The organism is Aquimarina longa SW024 (genome assembly GCF_001401755.1).
In the GTDB taxonomy this organism is placed as follows: domain Bacteria; phylum Bacteroidota; class Bacteroidia; order Flavobacteriales; family Flavobacteriaceae; genus Aquimarina; species Aquimarina longa.
On record NZ_KQ474099.1, the window covers coordinates 31,539 to 47,667 of the forward strand.

Sequence of the window (16,129 nt, forward strand, 5' to 3'; positions counted from 1 at the left end):
GATTTTATTCTCAATAATTTTTAAGTTGCCGAAAATAATATTTTTTTTTTGCAAAAAAAGGATTTTAACATACTAATTCCTAGATCTATATAAAAAAGCCTTGTTGAAATTGAATTCAACAAGGCCTATATAACAACTATTTTTTCATTTTTAGATAATTAACATTGCATCTCCATAAGAGTAAAATTTATACTTCTCTTTTACTGCTTCTTCATATGCTTCTTTTATAAAATCATGTCCAGCAAAAGCCGAAACCATCATCAATAAAGTAGATTTTGGTGTATGAAAATTTGTAATCATACAATTAGCGATACTAAAATCATATGGAGGAAAGATAAACTTATTAGTCCATCCTCTAAATTCATTTAATGTTTGATCTGATGAGACTGAACTTTCTAAGGCTCTCATTACGGTAGTTCCAACTGCGCAAATTCTTTTTTTGTTTGCAATCCCATTATTAATAACATCAGCGGCATGAGCAGTAACATCAGCCTCTTCACTATCCATCTTATGTTTGGATAAATCTTCTACTTCTACTGGATTAAATGTCCCTAACCCTACATGTAAGGTAATTTCAGCAAAATCAACCCCTTTAATCTCTAATCGTTTCATTAGATGTTTAGAGAAGTGAAGTCCTGCTGTTGGCGCAGCTACAGCTCCTTCGTTTTTAGCGTATATAGTTTGATACCTTTCTTCATCTTCGGGTTCAGTATCTCTTTTAATATACTTAGGTAAAGGTGTCTCTCCTAAATCATTTAGTTTTTTTCTAAATTCATCATAAGATCCATCATATAAAAAACGTAATGTACGTCCTCTCGATGTGGTATTATCAATTACTTCTGCTACCAAACTTTCATCATCTCCAAAATATAACTTATTTCCTATTCGTATTTTTCTAGCTGGATCAACTAGCACATCCCAAAGTCTTGTTTCAGAATTTAATTCTCGCAATAAAAATACTTCAATTCTAGCTCCTGTTTTCTCTTTATTACCATATAATCTGGCAGGAAAAACTTTAGTATTATTAACAACCATCACGTCATTTGGCTCAAAATAATCTATAAGGTCTTTAAACTGCTTATGCTCTATGGTTTGCTCTTTTCTATTAAGAACCATTAGGCGAGACTCATCTCTATTTTCAGCTGGATATTCAGCTAGCAAATCTTGTGGAAGGTCAAAATTGAAATGCGATAACTTCATTTGTGTCTATTTTTTTTAAAGCTACAAATATACAATCTTGAAATAGGGGTTGTCAAGTAAATCTATAGATATTTACATGTAAATGATATGATTATTCAGTTATCTATTAAAATAGTGTTTTAAAAAAACAGTATAGTAAAGGTTATGTTCTAATTATTTTAAGCTTTCACCACTTCAAATCCTAATTGCTGTAAATCTGTCCAAAAATCTGGATAAGATTTAGAAACTACATTAGCGTCTTCGACAAGCAATGATGTTCTAAGTGCTAATGGAGCAAAAGCCATAGCCATACGATGATCATTATATGTTGCTATTGCAATATCTTTTTTTATTGACATTGATGGAGCTAAGCGAAGAGTCTCTGATGTTATATCGACTTTACCTCCTAGTTTTTCAATTTCAGCTTTTAATGCTTCAAGTCTATCTGTTTCTTTTATTTTTAGAGTATGTAAACCTGTAAGATAACACCCTATTCCTAATCCAAAACAAGTTACTGCTATAGTCTGAGCTATATCTGGAGAGTTGGACAAATCTAACTCTCCATGGATTTCTGGGGTTACATTTGATACTTTCTTTAATGTAATCGTATTTTCGTTATACGTTGTTTCTATTCCTAGGTTTTTATAAATTTCTGCAAGTTTTGCATCTCCTTGGTAGCTTTCTTTTTTATAACTTCCTATAGTCACAGATACATTATCAGACAAGGCAATTATGCTATAAAAATAAGATGCCGAACTCCAATCCGATTCTACAACAATGTTTTTTGAAGAGTTTTCTTTATGCGGAGCAATCATTATTTTATTATTTTCAAAAGATCCTTTAATCCCAGCAACTCCCAATAAACTTAATGTCATATTTATATAGGGTACAGAGGTAACTTTTCCTTCTAACATTATCTCTAATCCATTTGGTAATGAAGGTGCTATTAACATTAATGCCGAAATATATTGACTACTTACATTAGCTTGTAGAGAGACTTTATTTGTATTAGGTCTTTTTCCCTTAATCCGTATAGGAGGATAACCATGTTCGTTCTCGTAACTTATTTCACATCCTAATTGCTGTAATGCTTCTACCAATATTTTAATTGGTCTTTCTTGCATTCTTTTACTACCTGTTAAAACTGTTTCTCTTCCTTCTTTAACCGCAAAATATGCCGTAAGAAAGCGCATTGCTGTACCTGCATGATGGACATCTATTACAACATCATCACTATGTAATGCTTTCTGCATCACTTCTGAATCATCACTATTTGATATGTTTTCGATAGTTACACTAGGATATAATGCCTGAAGAATCAATAACCTATTTGTTTCACTTTTTGATCCTGTAATTTGTAATGTATTGCTTTCTATATTAGAAATCTGCTGTAATTTCAAATTCATAATTATCGATTTGATTTTCGTTTTCTTAGTTCAAAATAATAGCCCATAATCATACCATACATGAGCCCTCCTACAATTCGGGATAAAAGATACCTAATCCAGCGTTTATTATCAATTCTTTCTTCTACAAAAGTATCCCAATCCGAAATTCCGTAGTGCATAAAATATTCAATACCACTAAAAATAGCCATAAAAACAAGCCCTATAAAACATACTGATATCCAAAATCTCCGAGAAGAAAGAATTAATTTAAACATTATTTTAATTTTTCATTACTATGATGACGATCATGATCTCTCTTCGTTTTAATATCTAATTTCTTATCAAAGGCTTCCTGAAGATTAACCCCTGTTTGATTAGCTAGGCATAAAACTACAAATAAAACATCTGCTAACTCCTCTCCTAGGTCTTTATTTTTATCACTTTCCTTTTCACTTTGTTCTCCATAACGTCTAGCTATGATTCTTGCAACTTCTCCAACCTCTTCTGTAAGCTGTGCCATATTAGTCAGTTCATTGAAATATCGAACTCCATGGTTTTTAATCCAATCATCTACAACCTGCTGTGCATTTTGAATACTCATAATTATATTTTTTTAAGAATTACTTGTTCATTTTCTTTTTCTACAAGTTTACTATAAAATTCTTTTAATATTGGATAATATTCTGCCGAAAGAAAAGGAGTATTAATTGTTTCCTTAGCAACAATCTGAATCATCTCATTAGTTTCTTTAATTCTAAAAGAAAAAGAGCCTATACCTTCTGGTAAATTAAAGGCTTCTGATTTTGGAAGTTCTACTACCTTATATCCTTTTGGAATTTTAATATTAACCCTATAGTTATTGGAGTATCCGTAAGCAAAATCAATTGGATAATGTCTTTCTTCTGATTTAAATATATTTTCATTATCCCTCAAGAATACTAATGGTGTTAAAAACAATTCGTCTTCAATTATTTCAACTCCATCCTCTATTATAAAGTTAAATCTTTCATTCACTCCTTTACCATACTTTTCAACCCCTTCTAATTTATACTCTGACAACTCTACAATTCCATACTTTTTCTGCAGTCGTTTGATTTGACTTTCTTCATCTTTAGCTCCATGACGCACTCTAAATGTATGTGCTTGATATTTATTATGCCTCATCTTTATTATACCATCTACAGTACCATCTTCTGATATTTTATAATTTAATCCATACTGATTCTTAGATGGCTTTTGAGGTCTTAGATCAAGGCTTTGAGATGTATTATTCTCTGCAATTATCCTTGCTGTACCCTGTATAACTCTATTTGGAAGAATATTAGGTTTTCCATATTTATCAGTAGCATCTAGATACAAAATACTCCCATCAGCATTTTTTACTCTACATATCACATAATTAAAACCTTCTAGTGTTGGAAATAATGATATAATACGATCACTTGTACTAACCAGTATAGGATTAGCATCAATCTTAGCATACTTAAGCATCGCTATCAACATTAGATTAATATCACCGGCACTACCTGTTTTTTCTTTATATGCTTTTCTTACTCCTTTTCTTGCATATACAGATCTTACTTTATTCCATGTCATTCTATTCTTTACAAATTCATAAATCAATATTGTTTTCTTCTTAGCATCATTGATCTCGCTTATCAATTGATCTATTTCTTCTTTAAAATATCCATCCTTATTTAACTCTGGACCAAATTTATAGTGATCATAGATTTTACTAGTTACATCTTCCCAGGTTGTAGCATAATTTTTTTGAGGACTATTGGGGTATTTAGTGTATTGTAATTCAAAAATAATCGAAGACATATAATTATCTCTATTACCTAAATAGGGCTCATCTTTAAACGCAGGGGTATTTGAATTTTTAATGATATTTATGGCTGTCGTATAATCTATGGTATTATTAGAATATGATGTTTTAGAATTCCCTGTACTAAAATTATAGCCTCCTGATCTTGATTTAGAAACAAAACTAACTTTACCATTACCGCTTGTTTCTTTTAAATTGATAGGTAAATACCCAACCATTCGTTTTTTAAAACTAAAATATTCTGGTGTTGTTACTTTTACTTCTATTTTTTTTATTGGAATAGTATATTGTAATTGTATTCTATCAATATTAAATACAAATGGAGAAATGATCTTATACTTATATTCTATAACCGAACCTTCAGATAATGAAGGCATCGTAAACTTAACTTGATTTCTATATTCAGAAAGCTCTTCTTTAAATATATTTTCTTTACCCAGTTTCGTTTTAACAACAGTACCATTTACTAGACTATAAGTAACTCCTTTTAATCCACTTACTTTTTCATCATCGCTACCTCTCTTGTATAAATAAATTTTTTCTATGGCGTTATCATATCCTTTTTTATTATATAATTTAATTCTTCTAACAACCTCTGTAACCAAATTAAACCCTGACTCTTTGTTATATTGATAATCTATTTTTCTACTCTCATAAAGCACTGCTGCATTTGCTGTACTATCTAATGGATATGATGATTCTAGTAGTGCTTCTTTAGACACTTTACCAAATTTATATTCTTGTGCGAAACAGTTTACTGATATTATAAAAATAAGGCTAAATATTAGCTTTTTTAAGTTTCCCATGTGTATTAGTCGTTTATTGTTGTTTTAGTACTATTCTAGATCTATCTATCTTTTTAATTTGGGATCTAAATTTTCTATATTCTTCATATTTTTCTTTTGGAAAAGTTCCATCTACAATTTTTAAAAATCGCTTAAATCTAATCTGATTTTCGTTTATTTTTTCTAATTTATATTCATAGTTCCCAAACTCGTTGTTAATCGACTTCTTTTCAGGCATCTTCCCTATCGCATATCCTTTAGGTGTATTAATGATATATTCATCAGTATTCACATACCCTCTAGATATCACTAATGGTGTTTTTCTATCCTCATATTTAGATAAATTACTCTCATCACAGCTAAATAAATTAGGCGTTACTAATAAGCGGGTTCCTATTTTTTTAATATATGAGGAACAAGAAACATTGATATTTTCTGTAAACTTAACTGTATCTCTATCATCATTATATTGTATCGAATTTATTTCTAAACCATTAATGTATCCCCAATATTCTTTATAATATAATTTTTGATCTTTTGGGGTTTTAAATTGCACTCCATAATTCCAATCATATTCTAATCCTTGTGATATTCTTTGTACTGTAGCTGACATCTTTTTATCTCCTCCAAGATTAATTGTAGCTGTAGTATGAAGCAGGTTCTCCTCTGGTTTATATTTCTTAGTTCTTTTTATTTCTCCTCCTTCTGGTTTTACAACAAGTACATTTCTATCGTCTGTAAAATCTCCTATAAAATTAAAGGGTAGTGTTTGACTGGTACACTCTAACCATATATCTTCCTCTCCATCAGGAATGTTTAGTATTACATGATTACCTTGCATAGAGGCAAATTCAGCATCTATATTTCTTTTATTTTTATCTCCATATACTACTGTATAATAAGCCGGAATATCCTTTACTTTTAGTAATGCTTTTGTATAATTAGTCAGCGCTTTACAGTCTCCATATCCTAATCGATCTACATCTTTTGCTAACATTGGCATCCACCCTCCAATACCTAATTGTATACTGATATAGCGTGTCTTGTTCTGAACGTATTCATAAATACGCTTTACTTTTTCTTTGGTTGTGGTCGCATCAGAAACTAAATCAGAAATTTCTTTTACTGTAGTTGCTGACAACTGATCTCTTCCCGACACTAAATTATCATATTGCCATTGCCCCATAGATTTCCAATCTGTAGCAGAACCATCTACTTTTACTAAAGAGAAATCTTTAAGAGCTAATTTTGCATTTGGAACTATGTCATAAAAAGAAGGGCTATTATCTTCTTTTCTTAGAGCAGGAACTTTAGACAATACATATGAGATTTGTTGATCTCTTTTTTCTGTACTAACAGGGTATCCTTCAAAATATTTTTCTTTACTTCTTAATGGAATTTTACTAGGATTTACTATTTTATATTGTGATTTCTCTACACTTAGATAATAGCCTGTAATTGGTCGCCATGATTTCATAAATGCTGTACTTTTTGATTCTACCTCACTTTCATAAACTAATGTGTATGGGTAATCAATCGGGGAGTAGTCAAAGTAAATATATCTATTATCTCCTATCAATGAAACCCCATCATACATACTTCTATCATTAAAATCTTTCTTTTTATACTTTTTAATTTCTTTACCTAAAGCATTATAAATAGTTGCTTCGGCTTTTTTAATTTTTGTATCTGGATCATACCCTTCACAGCAATTAGCATATCCATTACCTAATTTATTAAGCACCGTAACTACTCTTTTAGTTTTTACTGTAATCGATTTTTTAGAATTTATCACTATCGTTACATCTTCTGACCGAACTATCGCATTAGCATTTTTAGTAAGCGTAGAATCTAAAATCATTGCTTGTAATTGCATAGCATCCTGAGCTTTAATCTGCAATGCTCCAAACAACATAAATACAATTGAGATCCGTAATATTTTTTGTAACATAAAAAATTTAAATTAATTAAGAGATTTGTTATTTTTTGTTTTTTGTATCTATAATTATAGTAACAGGACCGTCATTGACTAATGCTATTTTCATATCCGCACCAAATATTCCTGTACCTACTTTTTTTTGTATATCAAATTCTAGTTGTTTTATAAATTTTTCATAAAGAGGTATTGCAGTATCAGGTTTTGCTGCTTTTATATAACTCGGTCTGTTACCTTTTTTAGTACTCGCATGTAATGTAAATTGACTCACTACTATAGCATCACCTTCTATCTCTAATAAACTTTTATTCATTACCCCTTTAGCATCACTGAATATCCTAAGACGAGATATTTTTCCTGATAACCAGTCGATATCTTCTTCTGAATCTTCATCTTCTACTCCTATTAAAATAAGAAGCCCTTGATGAATCTTTGATATAACTTTATCTTCTACGGTGACTGAGGCTTCAGAAACTCTTTGAATTACTGCTTTCATTTATACCTATACAATTAAATTTTTTATAAAATCATTCTTTTAAAAGACAAGTATACAGTGTTTGAGTTTCATTTTTTGAAACTGGGATTTTTTTTTAAAAAACTTTTTTTATGAAACTATTAATTAATGCAAAAAAAATAATGATACTACTGGTTATAAGAATTCAATCTTCATCATAATTATTTTTCCTATAGTGCTCTTCTTCTCCTTCGAGAATCTGCAAATAACTCTTATATCTCGACCATGCAATCTCACCATTATCAAGAGCTTCTTTTACTGCGCATTTAGGTTCATTAATATGAAGACAGTTATTAAACTTACAATCGGACTTCAATTCAAAAAACTCTGGAAAATACCCTCCTAGTTCTTCTTTTTCTACATCTACTATCCCAAAACCTTTTATCCCAGGTGTATCTATAATTTTTGCATCAAAGCTTAAGTCAAACATTTCGGCGAAGGTAGTAGTATGTTGTCCTTGTTGATGTTGATCACTAATCTCAGCTGTTTTTAAAGATAACTCCTTTTCTATAGTATTAACTAAAGTAGATTTACCAACTCCACTATGTCCAGAAAACATGCTAACTTTTCCTTCCATCATTTGTTTTACTTTCTCTACATTTTTAGCTGTCTTAGCAGAAATACCTATACAATCATATCCAATCTTTCTATATAACGCTGCAAGATATTTTATCTCTAAGAGCTCTTCTTCATTGTAAGTATCTATCTTGTTAAAAAGTAAAACAGCTTTAATACCATATGCTTCTGCAGTAACTAAAAATCGATCAATAAATGTGGTAAATGTAGTAGGATTATTCAATGTTATTAATAAAAATACAGTATCAATATTTGAAGCTATGATATGAGTCTGTTTTGATAAATTCACAGATTTTCTTACGATATAATTTTTTCTTTCGTGAATATGCTCAATAACTCCTGTTTCCTGATCATTATTAGTTTCTAATTTAAAGTCCACAAGGTCACCAACTGCAACAGGATTGGTGCTTTTGATACCTTGGATTCTAAATTTTCCTTTTATACGACATTCGTATATCTTACCGCTATCTATTTTTACGGTATACCAACTTCCAGTAGATTTATAAACAATGCCTGTCATAAGCACAAAGATGCAACTATTAATATTTTTGGAGGGCATATTTTTTTCTTAATTAAAAAAAACGTAATCTTGATTAACTTTTTTTTAATATAATATTTGTCTTTTGATAGATATTATTGATATTAAATTATTATAAATTTTAAAAATTAATCCTAATCATGAAAAAACAATTATTAGTTTTCGCTTTATTTCTTTTTGGTTTACAAGCTACATTTGCTCAAGATGTATATGAGTATCAAATTGTAACAGTTATTGAATCTATCGTTCCTAATGGACTAGGTAGATCAAGAATGCTTAGCACTAATGAAACCAGAGACTATAAACAATTTACTTCTACTCGTAGCGAAGAAGATAATAAAAGAAATAAATCAGACCGAAGCGAGATTCGTGTAAAAGGTTTTGATGAAACTAAGCTTTTAAACTTTTTTAATATTGGTGGAATCCGTTTTCAAAACATTGTTGCTAATGATGCAATAGTAACATCAAAAATCAATACGATGGCTTCTGAAGGCTGGGAATTAGCTTTTGTTACTAGTGGTGTAGAAAGTGTTGGCGGTAAAGGTGACAACAATGGTATTTATGTAACTCGTTATACTTTTAAAAGAAAAAAATAAAACGACTACAAATACATAAAAAGATCCCCGTTATTTTTATAAAAATAACGGGGATTTTTTTTATCCTTTAGCTACTTTCTTTTGATGATTAATTGACTCTTGGTGAATTGCTTTATAAATACGTAGTATAAACTCTTCACTCAATCCATTTTCTTCTCCTTCAAGAATCATTCTTCCTAAAATTTCATTCCATCGTTTAGATTGTAAAATAGCTACATTTTGATCCGCTTTAACCTTCCCTATTTCGTCAGAAATTTTCATTCTTCTCGATAACACTTCTAATAACTGATTATCTGCTATATCAATCTTGGCTCTCAATTCGCTAAGTGCTCTTTGGTATGCTTCGTCCACACCAACCTCTTTTCGAATTTTTAAATCTTTCATATGCTGAACTAATGTTTCTGGGGTAATTTGTTGTTTTGCATCACTCCAAGCATTATCAGGATCATAATGTGTTTCTACAATCAAACCATCAAAATTAAGTTCTAATGCTGTCTGAGATAAATCAAAAATCAAATCTCTTCTTCCTGCAATATGAGAAGGGTCTAAAATCAATGGTAGATCAGGAAAACGATTTTGTAAATCAATCGGAATCTGCCATTCTGGAATATTACGATATTTTGTTTTCTCATATGTTGAGAATCCTCTATGGATTACTCCTAGGTTTTTAACATCAGCAGTATAAAAACGTTCTACTGCTCCTAACCAAAGTGATAAATCAGGATTAATTGGATTTTTTATTAGTACAGGGTTATCGATTCCTCTACAAGCATCTGCTATGTCCTGAACAATAAAAGGAGATACCGTGCTTCTTGCTCCAATCCATAAAATATCAACTCCATGTTCTAAAGCTAACTCTACATGGTGTGGGTTTGCTACTTCTGTAGCAATCTTCATTCCTGTTTCTTCTTTAGCTCTTTGCAACCATTTTAATCCTAAGGCTCCTACTCCTTCAAAATTACCTGGTCTTGTTCTTGGTTTCCAGATCCCTGCTCTTAATACTGTAGCATCAGAATCTTTAAGTTGATGCGCTATTTTTACTACCTGATCTTCGGTTTCAGCACTACATGGTCCTCCTATTACTAATGGATGATCCAAGTTGTACTCATTTAGCCAATTTCTAAGTTCTTTCTTATTTTCCATTTTAATTCATTCTTTGTTGTTACTGTTATTGATTTGTGTGTTTACTATATTTATTTATGTTTTAATTTATTCCTTTCAAAATTGTTTTAATGTAATTAGCTCCATCCATTTCTTTATATATTTCTAAAAAATCATCACTATCTATCAACTCTTTAAATCGCACCAAATTGGCAATATATTCTTCTAATGTTTCAAGTACATTTTCTTTATTATGTTTAAAAATTGGCGCCCACATAGCGGGTGAACTTTTTGCTAAACGAACAGTAGACGCAAATCCACTACCTGCCATATCAAATATATCTCGTTCATTTTTCTCTTTCTCTATAACTGTTTTACCTAACATAAAAGAACTAATATGAGATAAGTGAGAGACATAGGCAATATGCTTATCATGAGATGAAGGGTCCATATATCTAATTCTCATTCCTAATCTAGAAAAAATTTCCATCCCTCTTTCTTGCAACTTAAATGCTGTTTTTTCTACCTCGCAGATGATATTAGTTTTCCCTCTATATAAATTTGCAATTGCTGCCTGTGGTCCAGAAAATTCTGTCCCTGCGATGGGATGTGCGGCTAAATAATTCCTCCTTTTATCATGTCCATCAACTCTATCACATATCTTCTTCTTAGTAGAACCTACATCAAAGACTAAACAATTGTCATCTATTTTATCTAAAATAATTGGTAGTATTTCTAAGGTTACATCTACTGGTATTGCTATGATTACCACATCTGCTTTATCTAATGCATCAAAACTAGATTTATATTTTATAATACCTAATGACAATGCTTTATCTAGATTATCCTCATTTACATCTACTCCATATATCTCTGCTTCATTAAAAGCAGCTTTGATATCTATCGCAAAAGATCCTCCTATTAATCCTATTCCTATTACAAATACGTTCATCTATTTATTATTTTGATACCATTTTATTGTTTGTAGACAGTATTTCTTTTTCTCTGAATCTTCCTATAGCTTTTTTAATATTCTCTTTGGTTACACATAGAGAGAAACGTATATATCCTTTCCCGTTACTTCCAAAAATATCTCCTGGTGCAATAAATATATCTTTATGATATAAAATTGTGTCTATAAATTCTACCGCATCTACTCCTTTTGGTAACTTTGCCCATATAAACATTCCTTTTGCTGTTGTATCATAACTACACCCTAATAGGGTTGCTAATTCTCTTATTAAAATTCTTCTTTCTTCATAAATAGTATTCATTTTATTATACCAGTCTGAAGAAATTTGTAGTGCCGCTATAGCTCCTTTTTGAATCCCTTGAAACATACCACTATCCATATTACTTTTAACTTTCAGAATAGCTTCTATTTTATCAGAACTACCACTCACCATACCTACACGCCATCCTGCCATATTAAAGGTCTTACTTAAAGAGTTTAACTCTAATGCTACTTCTTTGGCTCCTTCTATTGATAAAATACTTATAGGGTTATCATTTAAAATAAAACTATATGGATTATCCTGAACTAATAGGATACTATGTTTTTTAGCAAAATCAATCATTTTTTCAAAAAGAGAAATACTCCCTGAAGCTCCTGTAGGCATATTTGGATAGTTTATCCACATCATTTTAACCTTACTTAAATCTTTTTTTGAAAGGCTATGAAAATCGGGTTCCCAACCATTTTCTTCTACCAAATCATAAAAAACAGGTTTTGCTCCTATCAAATTTGTTACAGCACTATACGTAGGATACCCTGGATTTGGCACCAATACCTCATCACCTTTATTTAAATATGCCATCGAAATATGCATTACCCCTTCTTTAGAGCCCATTAGAGGTAAAACTTCGTTTTTAGCATTTAGAGTTACGTTGTATTTTACATTATAAAAATCAACAATTGCTTCTCGTAATTCTGGTAGCCCTTGATAACTTTGGTATTTGTGAGCCCCTTCTATAAGTACTGCATCCTGAATAGCTTGCACTACTTCTTTTGGAGGATCCAAATCAGGACTACCAATAGCCATATTTATAATTGGTTTACCAGAGGTCATTAATTCTCTGACTTCTCTAAGTTTTTTAGAAAAATAGTATTCTTCTATTGTTTCTAATCTTGTTGCTGTTTGAATTTTCATCCGTTTTGATTTTTATACTCTCCCAGTATTTTTAATTCTAATGCCATTATTTTTAAAACAGACATCGCTTTCTCATAATCTTTATAATCTGTAAAAGTTACGTCTACAAAAAAGGAGTATTTCCAAGGCATATTAATTATAGGTAAAGACTGAATCTTGGTTAAATTCAATCCACAATCACTCATTACATTAAGCACTGTAGCTAGGCTTCCTTTTTTATGATCTGCAAGAAACTTTAATGATGCTTTATTGATTTCTTCTCTTTTTACTCCCGTTTTTTTTCTTCTATTTAAAATAAAGAAACGAGTACTATTAGATTTCACAGTTTGAATTTCCTTTGCTAGAATATCCAATTGATAAATAGTTGCTGCTGTTTCTCCTGCAACAGCCGCTATTTCTTTTAACTGTTGCTCATGAATTCTTTTTGCCACATCTGCTGTATCTGCATCTTCAACTAACTTAATATGTGGATGGCTTCTAAAAAACTCTTTACATTGTAGTAACGCCATTGGATGAGAGTATACTTCTTTGATATCTAAAATTTCTTGACCTTGCAAAGCCATCAAACAATGGTGAATTGGCAAAAAATATTCTCCGCTAATTGTAAGATTATGTTCATCTATATAGGCATAATTAGGAATAATTGATCCTGCTATAGAATTTTCGATAGCCATCACTGCATCTGTACTTTTTTTATGCTCCAAACTATGTACTACCTCCTGAAAAGACATACATTCGTTTATATATGTATCCTCCCCAAAATATGCCAAGGCTACAGCATGATGATAAGATCCTTTTATACCTTGTATGGCTACTTTTTTCTCCATCTATCTTTTAATTTTATTCAAAAAAAAATCCCGATTTTTCATCGGGATTCTATTGTTATAAATTTATGTTATTTACTTACATAGCGATCCCAGTCTTGCTTTTAAAATAAAAGAAGAAAAAATAAGATCGGCTCCAAGTAACTAAATTTCTCATTATCGTTTCATTATTACATTGCTAAAGTAGCTAAAACTATTACTATTCTAAATAATTTTTGATTATTTTTTTATCATCTCAAAGCATTATCATCAAATCATAAAATTTTAACTATTATCTCTGAAAGATATTAAATAAAACCCTAATACTTCTATTGATTTCTCAAATCTAAAACCACTAACAAACGTTTGTATCTATATCACATTCAGAGCTTTACCAACTTTCACAAATGCTTTTACTGCTTTTTCTAAGTGATGACGGTCATGTGCAGCAGATAATTGCACTCTAATTCTCGCTTTTCCTTTAGGTACAACTGGGTAGAAAAAACCTATTACATAAATTCCTTCTTCAAGCAATTTTGCGGCAAATTCTTGAGCAAGTTTCGCTTCGTATAACATTACAGGAACAATAGGATGATCTCCTGGTACAATATCGAATCCAGCTTTAGTCATTTCTGATCTAAAATATTTTGTATTTTCTTCTAGTTTATCCCGAAGCCCTGTAGAAGCGCTTAGTAGTTCTAGGACTTTGATAGAAGCTCCCACAATTGATGGTGCCACTGTGTTAGAAAATAAATAAGGTCTAGAACGTTGTCTCAACATTTCTACAATTTCTTTTCTTGCGGCAGTAAACCCTCCTGATGCACCTCCTAGAGCTTTACCGTATGTTCCTGTAATAATATCTACACGTCCCATTACATTACGATACTCATGAGTTCCTCTACCTGTTTTACCCAAAAATCCCGTAGAGTGACATTCATCGATCATCACCATAGCTCCATATTTATCTGCCAGATCACATATCTTATCTAATTGAGCAATGGTTCCGTCCATAGAAAAAGAACCATCAGTTACAATCAATACGCGTCTAGATCCTTCTGCTGATTGCAATTGTTTCTCTAGATCTACCATATTATTATGCTCATATCTAAAGCGTTTTGCTTTACACAATCTAACACCATCAATAATAGAGGCATGATTTAATGCATCTGAGATAATCGCATCTTCTGCTCCCAAAATTGGTTCAAAGACTCCTCCATTAGCATCAAAAGCAGCTGCATATAAAATACAGTCTTCCATACCTAAGAACTCAGCTGTTTTATATTCTAATTCTTTATGAATATCCTGAGTTCCACAAATAAAACGTACTGATGATAATCCATATCCATGAGAATCTATAGCTTTCTTACCTGCATCAATCACCTCTGGATGTGATGAAAGACCTAAGTAATTATTGGCACAAAAGTTTAATACATCTGTCGTATTTGTTGTATTAATCTGAGCTCCTTGTGGGGTTGTAATTATTCTTTCGGATTTATATAATCCTGCAGCTACTATCTCATCTAATTCTTTTTGTAAATCGTCTTTTATATTTGAGAACATGTTACTTATTATTTATTGTTATACTTTATTTAAGGTTAAAAACTAAAGAATGGAAGTCTTTGATGTGGTTCTATACTTTTCTTTTAGTTTTTGAATCATTGTTGTAGTAATTGATTTTAGATCAAATTCTGGTTTCCACCCCCAATCTTTACAAGCAGTAGAATCATCGATAGAATTTGGCCATCGTGATGCTATTTCTTGCCTAAAATCAGGAGTATATATCACTTCAAATTCTGGATATAAGGTACGAATTTCTGCTACTACTTCTGCAGGAGAAAAACTAATTCCTGCTATATTATATGATGTTCTTACTTTAATATCTTCTTTAGGAGCATCCATTAATTCTATAGTTGCCCGTATGGCATCTTCCATAAAAATCATTGGGAGCATCGCATCTTCTTTCAAAAAACAATTAAATTTTTCTTCCAATACTGCTTTATGATAAATATCTACTGCATAATCTGTAGTCCCTCCTCCTGGTAATGACTGATATCCTATTACGCCGGGATAACGAATAGACCTTACATCAAGCCCATATCTCATAAAATAATATTGCGCCCAGTTTTCTCCCGAAGCTTTACTAATACCATATACTGTAGCGGGATCTAAATAGGCATTATTAGGTGTTTTATCTAACGGAGCTCCTTCTCCAAATACGGCTATAGAGCTTGGGTAAAAAACTTTTTCTATAGTATTTTTCCTAGATACCTCTAGAACATTAAACAAGGTTTGCATATTAATATCCCATGTTCTTAAAGGGGTTTCTTCTCCTTTTGCAGAAAGAATCGCTGCAAGATGATATATCTGGGTAACTTTATATTGCGTAACTACTTCTTGAATTCTATCAATATTTGTTGCGTCAATTACTTCAAAAATACCTTCATACTCTTTTCTAGGATTTAAATCCGAAGCTATTACGTTATTTTTTCCAAACTTTTGAATAAGTGATTCTGTTAATACAGATCCTAATTGGCCATTTGCTCCTATTACTAAAACAACCGTTTCCATACATTATAAATTTTCACACAATTAAGTGTTATTTACTGGCTAATATATAAAACAACACTTTTATAACCGATTTTTATATTTAATTAAGTAATTACAGCTGTTTATATGTTATAATTTAGCTATTTTTACTATTCCCAAAGAATAAATCCTATTTTTAAAGTAATTTT

The 16,129-nt window shown here is 31.0% G+C and carries 15 protein-coding genes; 1 reads left to right on the forward strand and 14 read right to left on the reverse strand.

Going from position 1 to position 16,129, the window contains the following annotated elements; translation table 11 throughout:
- Positions 1 to 150 precede the first annotated feature (150 nt).
- From queA to rsgA, 8 genes are all read right to left on the reverse strand, one after another.
- Positions 151 to 1,200, reverse strand: coding sequence for a tRNA preQ1(34) S-adenosylmethionine ribosyltransferase-isomerase QueA (gene queA, locus N456_RS09205; protein WP_062056158.1), 1,050 nt, complete (start codon positions 1,198 to 1,200; stop codon positions 151 to 153).
- A gap of 158 nt (positions 1,201 to 1,358) precedes the next feature.
- Positions 1,359 to 2,585 (reverse strand): 3-phosphoshikimate 1-carboxyvinyltransferase, encoded by a 1,227-nt coding sequence (locus tag N456_RS09210; protein ID WP_062056161.1) that lies wholly within the window; start codon positions 2,583 to 2,585, stop codon positions 1,359 to 1,361.
- Between the two features lie 2 nt (positions 2,586 to 2,587).
- The gene (locus N456_RS09215; protein ID WP_148639275.1) at positions 2,588 to 2,842 is read right to left on the reverse strand and encodes a hypothetical protein; all 255 of its coding nucleotides are present in this window, start codon (positions 2,840 to 2,842) and stop codon (positions 2,588 to 2,590) included.
- Positions 2,842 to 3,168, reverse strand: a complete 327-nt coding sequence (locus N456_RS09220) for a nucleotide pyrophosphohydrolase (protein ID WP_062056165.1) — start codon at positions 3,166 to 3,168, stop codon at positions 2,842 to 2,844. Before N456_RS09220 ends, N456_RS09215 begins: the two co-directional genes overlap by 1 nt.
- A 2-nt stretch (positions 3,169 to 3,170) precedes the next feature.
- Positions 3,171 to 5,201 carry a DUF3857 domain-containing protein gene (locus N456_RS09225; protein ID WP_062056167.1) on the reverse strand — a complete coding sequence of 677 codons (2,031 nt, stop codon included), beginning with the start codon at positions 5,199 to 5,201 and terminating at the stop codon, positions 3,171 to 3,173.
- A 13-nt stretch (positions 5,202 to 5,214) separates the two neighbouring features.
- Positions 5,215 to 7,131 (reverse strand): DUF3857 domain-containing protein, encoded by a 1,917-nt coding sequence (locus N456_RS09230; protein ID WP_062056168.1) that lies wholly within the window; start codon positions 7,129 to 7,131, stop codon positions 5,215 to 5,217.
- Between the two features lie 28 nt (positions 7,132 to 7,159).
- Entirely contained in the window at positions 7,160 to 7,612 is a 453-nt protein-coding gene (gene dtd / locus N456_RS09235) for a D-aminoacyl-tRNA deacylase (RefSeq protein WP_062056170.1), read from the reverse strand.
- Between the two features lie 163 nt (positions 7,613 to 7,775).
- Positions 7,776 to 8,726, reverse strand: coding sequence for a ribosome small subunit-dependent GTPase A (gene rsgA / locus N456_RS09240; protein WP_062056172.1), 951 nt, complete (start codon positions 8,724 to 8,726; stop codon positions 7,776 to 7,778).
- Between the two features lie 158 nt (positions 8,727 to 8,884).
- Here rsgA and N456_RS09245 point away from each other — a divergent pair, with 158 nt between their 5' ends.
- Positions 8,885 to 9,340 (forward strand): hypothetical protein, encoded by a 456-nt coding sequence (locus N456_RS09245; protein ID WP_062056174.1) that lies wholly within the window; start codon positions 8,885 to 8,887, stop codon positions 9,338 to 9,340.
- A gap of 60 nt (positions 9,341 to 9,400) precedes the next feature.
- Here the strand turns inward: N456_RS09245 and N456_RS09250 are convergent, their stop codons facing one another.
- From N456_RS09250 to N456_RS09275, 6 genes are all read right to left on the reverse strand, one after another.
- Positions 9,401 to 10,483: a bifunctional 3-deoxy-7-phosphoheptulonate synthase/chorismate mutase type II gene (locus tag N456_RS09250; RefSeq protein WP_062056175.1), complete on the reverse strand. Its 1,083-nt coding sequence runs from the start codon at positions 10,481 to 10,483 to the stop codon at positions 9,401 to 9,403.
- Positions 10,484 to 10,544: 61 nt separating this feature from the next.
- Complete coding sequence (locus tag N456_RS09255) at positions 10,545 to 11,393, reverse strand: prephenate dehydrogenase (RefSeq protein ID WP_062056177.1); 849 nt, start codon at positions 11,391 to 11,393, stop codon at positions 10,545 to 10,547.
- Between the two features lie 7 nt (positions 11,394 to 11,400).
- Positions 11,401 to 12,591, reverse strand: a complete 1,191-nt coding sequence (locus N456_RS09260) for a pyridoxal phosphate-dependent aminotransferase (RefSeq protein ID WP_062056179.1) — start codon at positions 12,589 to 12,591, stop codon at positions 11,401 to 11,403.
- On the reverse strand, positions 12,588 to 13,418 hold the full coding sequence (locus tag N456_RS09265) for a prephenate dehydratase (protein WP_062056181.1): 831 nt from the start codon (positions 13,416 to 13,418) through the stop codon (positions 12,588 to 12,590). Before N456_RS09265 ends, N456_RS09260 begins: the two co-directional genes overlap by 4 nt.
- Positions 13,419 to 13,766: 348 nt before the next feature.
- Entirely contained in the window at positions 13,767 to 14,954 is a 1,188-nt protein-coding gene (gene kbl / locus N456_RS09270) for a glycine C-acetyltransferase (protein WP_062056183.1), read from the reverse strand.
- Between the two features lie 42 nt (positions 14,955 to 14,996).
- Entirely contained in the window at positions 14,997 to 15,962 is a 966-nt protein-coding gene (locus N456_RS09275; RefSeq protein ID WP_062056185.1) for an NAD-dependent epimerase/dehydratase family protein, read from the reverse strand.
- Positions 15,963 to 16,129: the final 167 nt, after the last annotated feature.

Coding starts and splice junctions, on each gene's coding strand:
- queA (WP_062056158.1), bottom strand. CDS start 1,200: ATGAAGTTATCGCATTTCAATTTTGACCTTCCACAAGATTTGCTAGCT.
- N456_RS09210 (WP_062056161.1), bottom strand. CDS start 2,585: ATGAATTTGAAATTACAGCAGATTTCTAATATAGAAAGCAATACATTA.
- N456_RS09215 (WP_148639275.1), bottom strand. CDS start 2,842: ATGTTTAAATTAATTCTTTCTTCTCGGAGATTTTGGATATCAGTATGT.
- N456_RS09220 (WP_062056165.1), bottom strand. CDS start 3,168: ATGAGTATTCAAAATGCACAGCAGGTTGTAGATGATTGGATTAAAAAC.
- N456_RS09225 (WP_062056167.1), bottom strand. CDS start 5,201: ATGGGAAACTTAAAAAAGCTAATATTTAGCCTTATTTTTATAATATCA.
- N456_RS09230 (WP_062056168.1), bottom strand. CDS start 7,131: ATGTTACAAAAAATATTACGGATCTCAATTGTATTTATGTTGTTTGGA.
- dtd (WP_062056170.1), bottom strand. CDS start 7,612: ATGAAAGCAGTAATTCAAAGAGTTTCTGAAGCCTCAGTCACCGTAGAA.
- rsgA (WP_062056172.1), bottom strand. CDS start 8,726: ATGACAGGCATTGTTTATAAATCTACTGGAAGTTGGTATACCGTAAAA.
- N456_RS09245 (WP_062056174.1), top strand. CDS start 8,885: ATGAAAAAACAATTATTAGTTTTCGCTTTATTTCTTTTTGGTTTACAA.
- N456_RS09250 (WP_062056175.1), bottom strand. CDS start 10,483: ATGGAAAATAAGAAAGAACTTAGAAATTGGCTAAATGAGTACAACTTG.
- N456_RS09255 (WP_062056177.1), bottom strand. CDS start 11,393: ATGAACGTATTTGTAATAGGAATAGGATTAATAGGAGGATCTTTTGCG.
- N456_RS09260 (WP_062056179.1), bottom strand. CDS start 12,591: ATGAAAATTCAAACAGCAACAAGATTAGAAACAATAGAAGAATACTAT.
- N456_RS09265 (WP_062056181.1), bottom strand. CDS start 13,418: ATGGAGAAAAAAGTAGCCATACAAGGTATAAAAGGATCTTATCATCAT.
- kbl (WP_062056183.1), bottom strand. CDS start 14,954: ATGTTCTCAAATATAAAAGACGATTTACAAAAAGAATTAGATGAGATA.
- N456_RS09275 (WP_062056185.1), bottom strand. CDS start 15,962: ATGGAAACGGTTGTTTTAGTAATAGGAGCAAATGGCCAATTAGGATCT.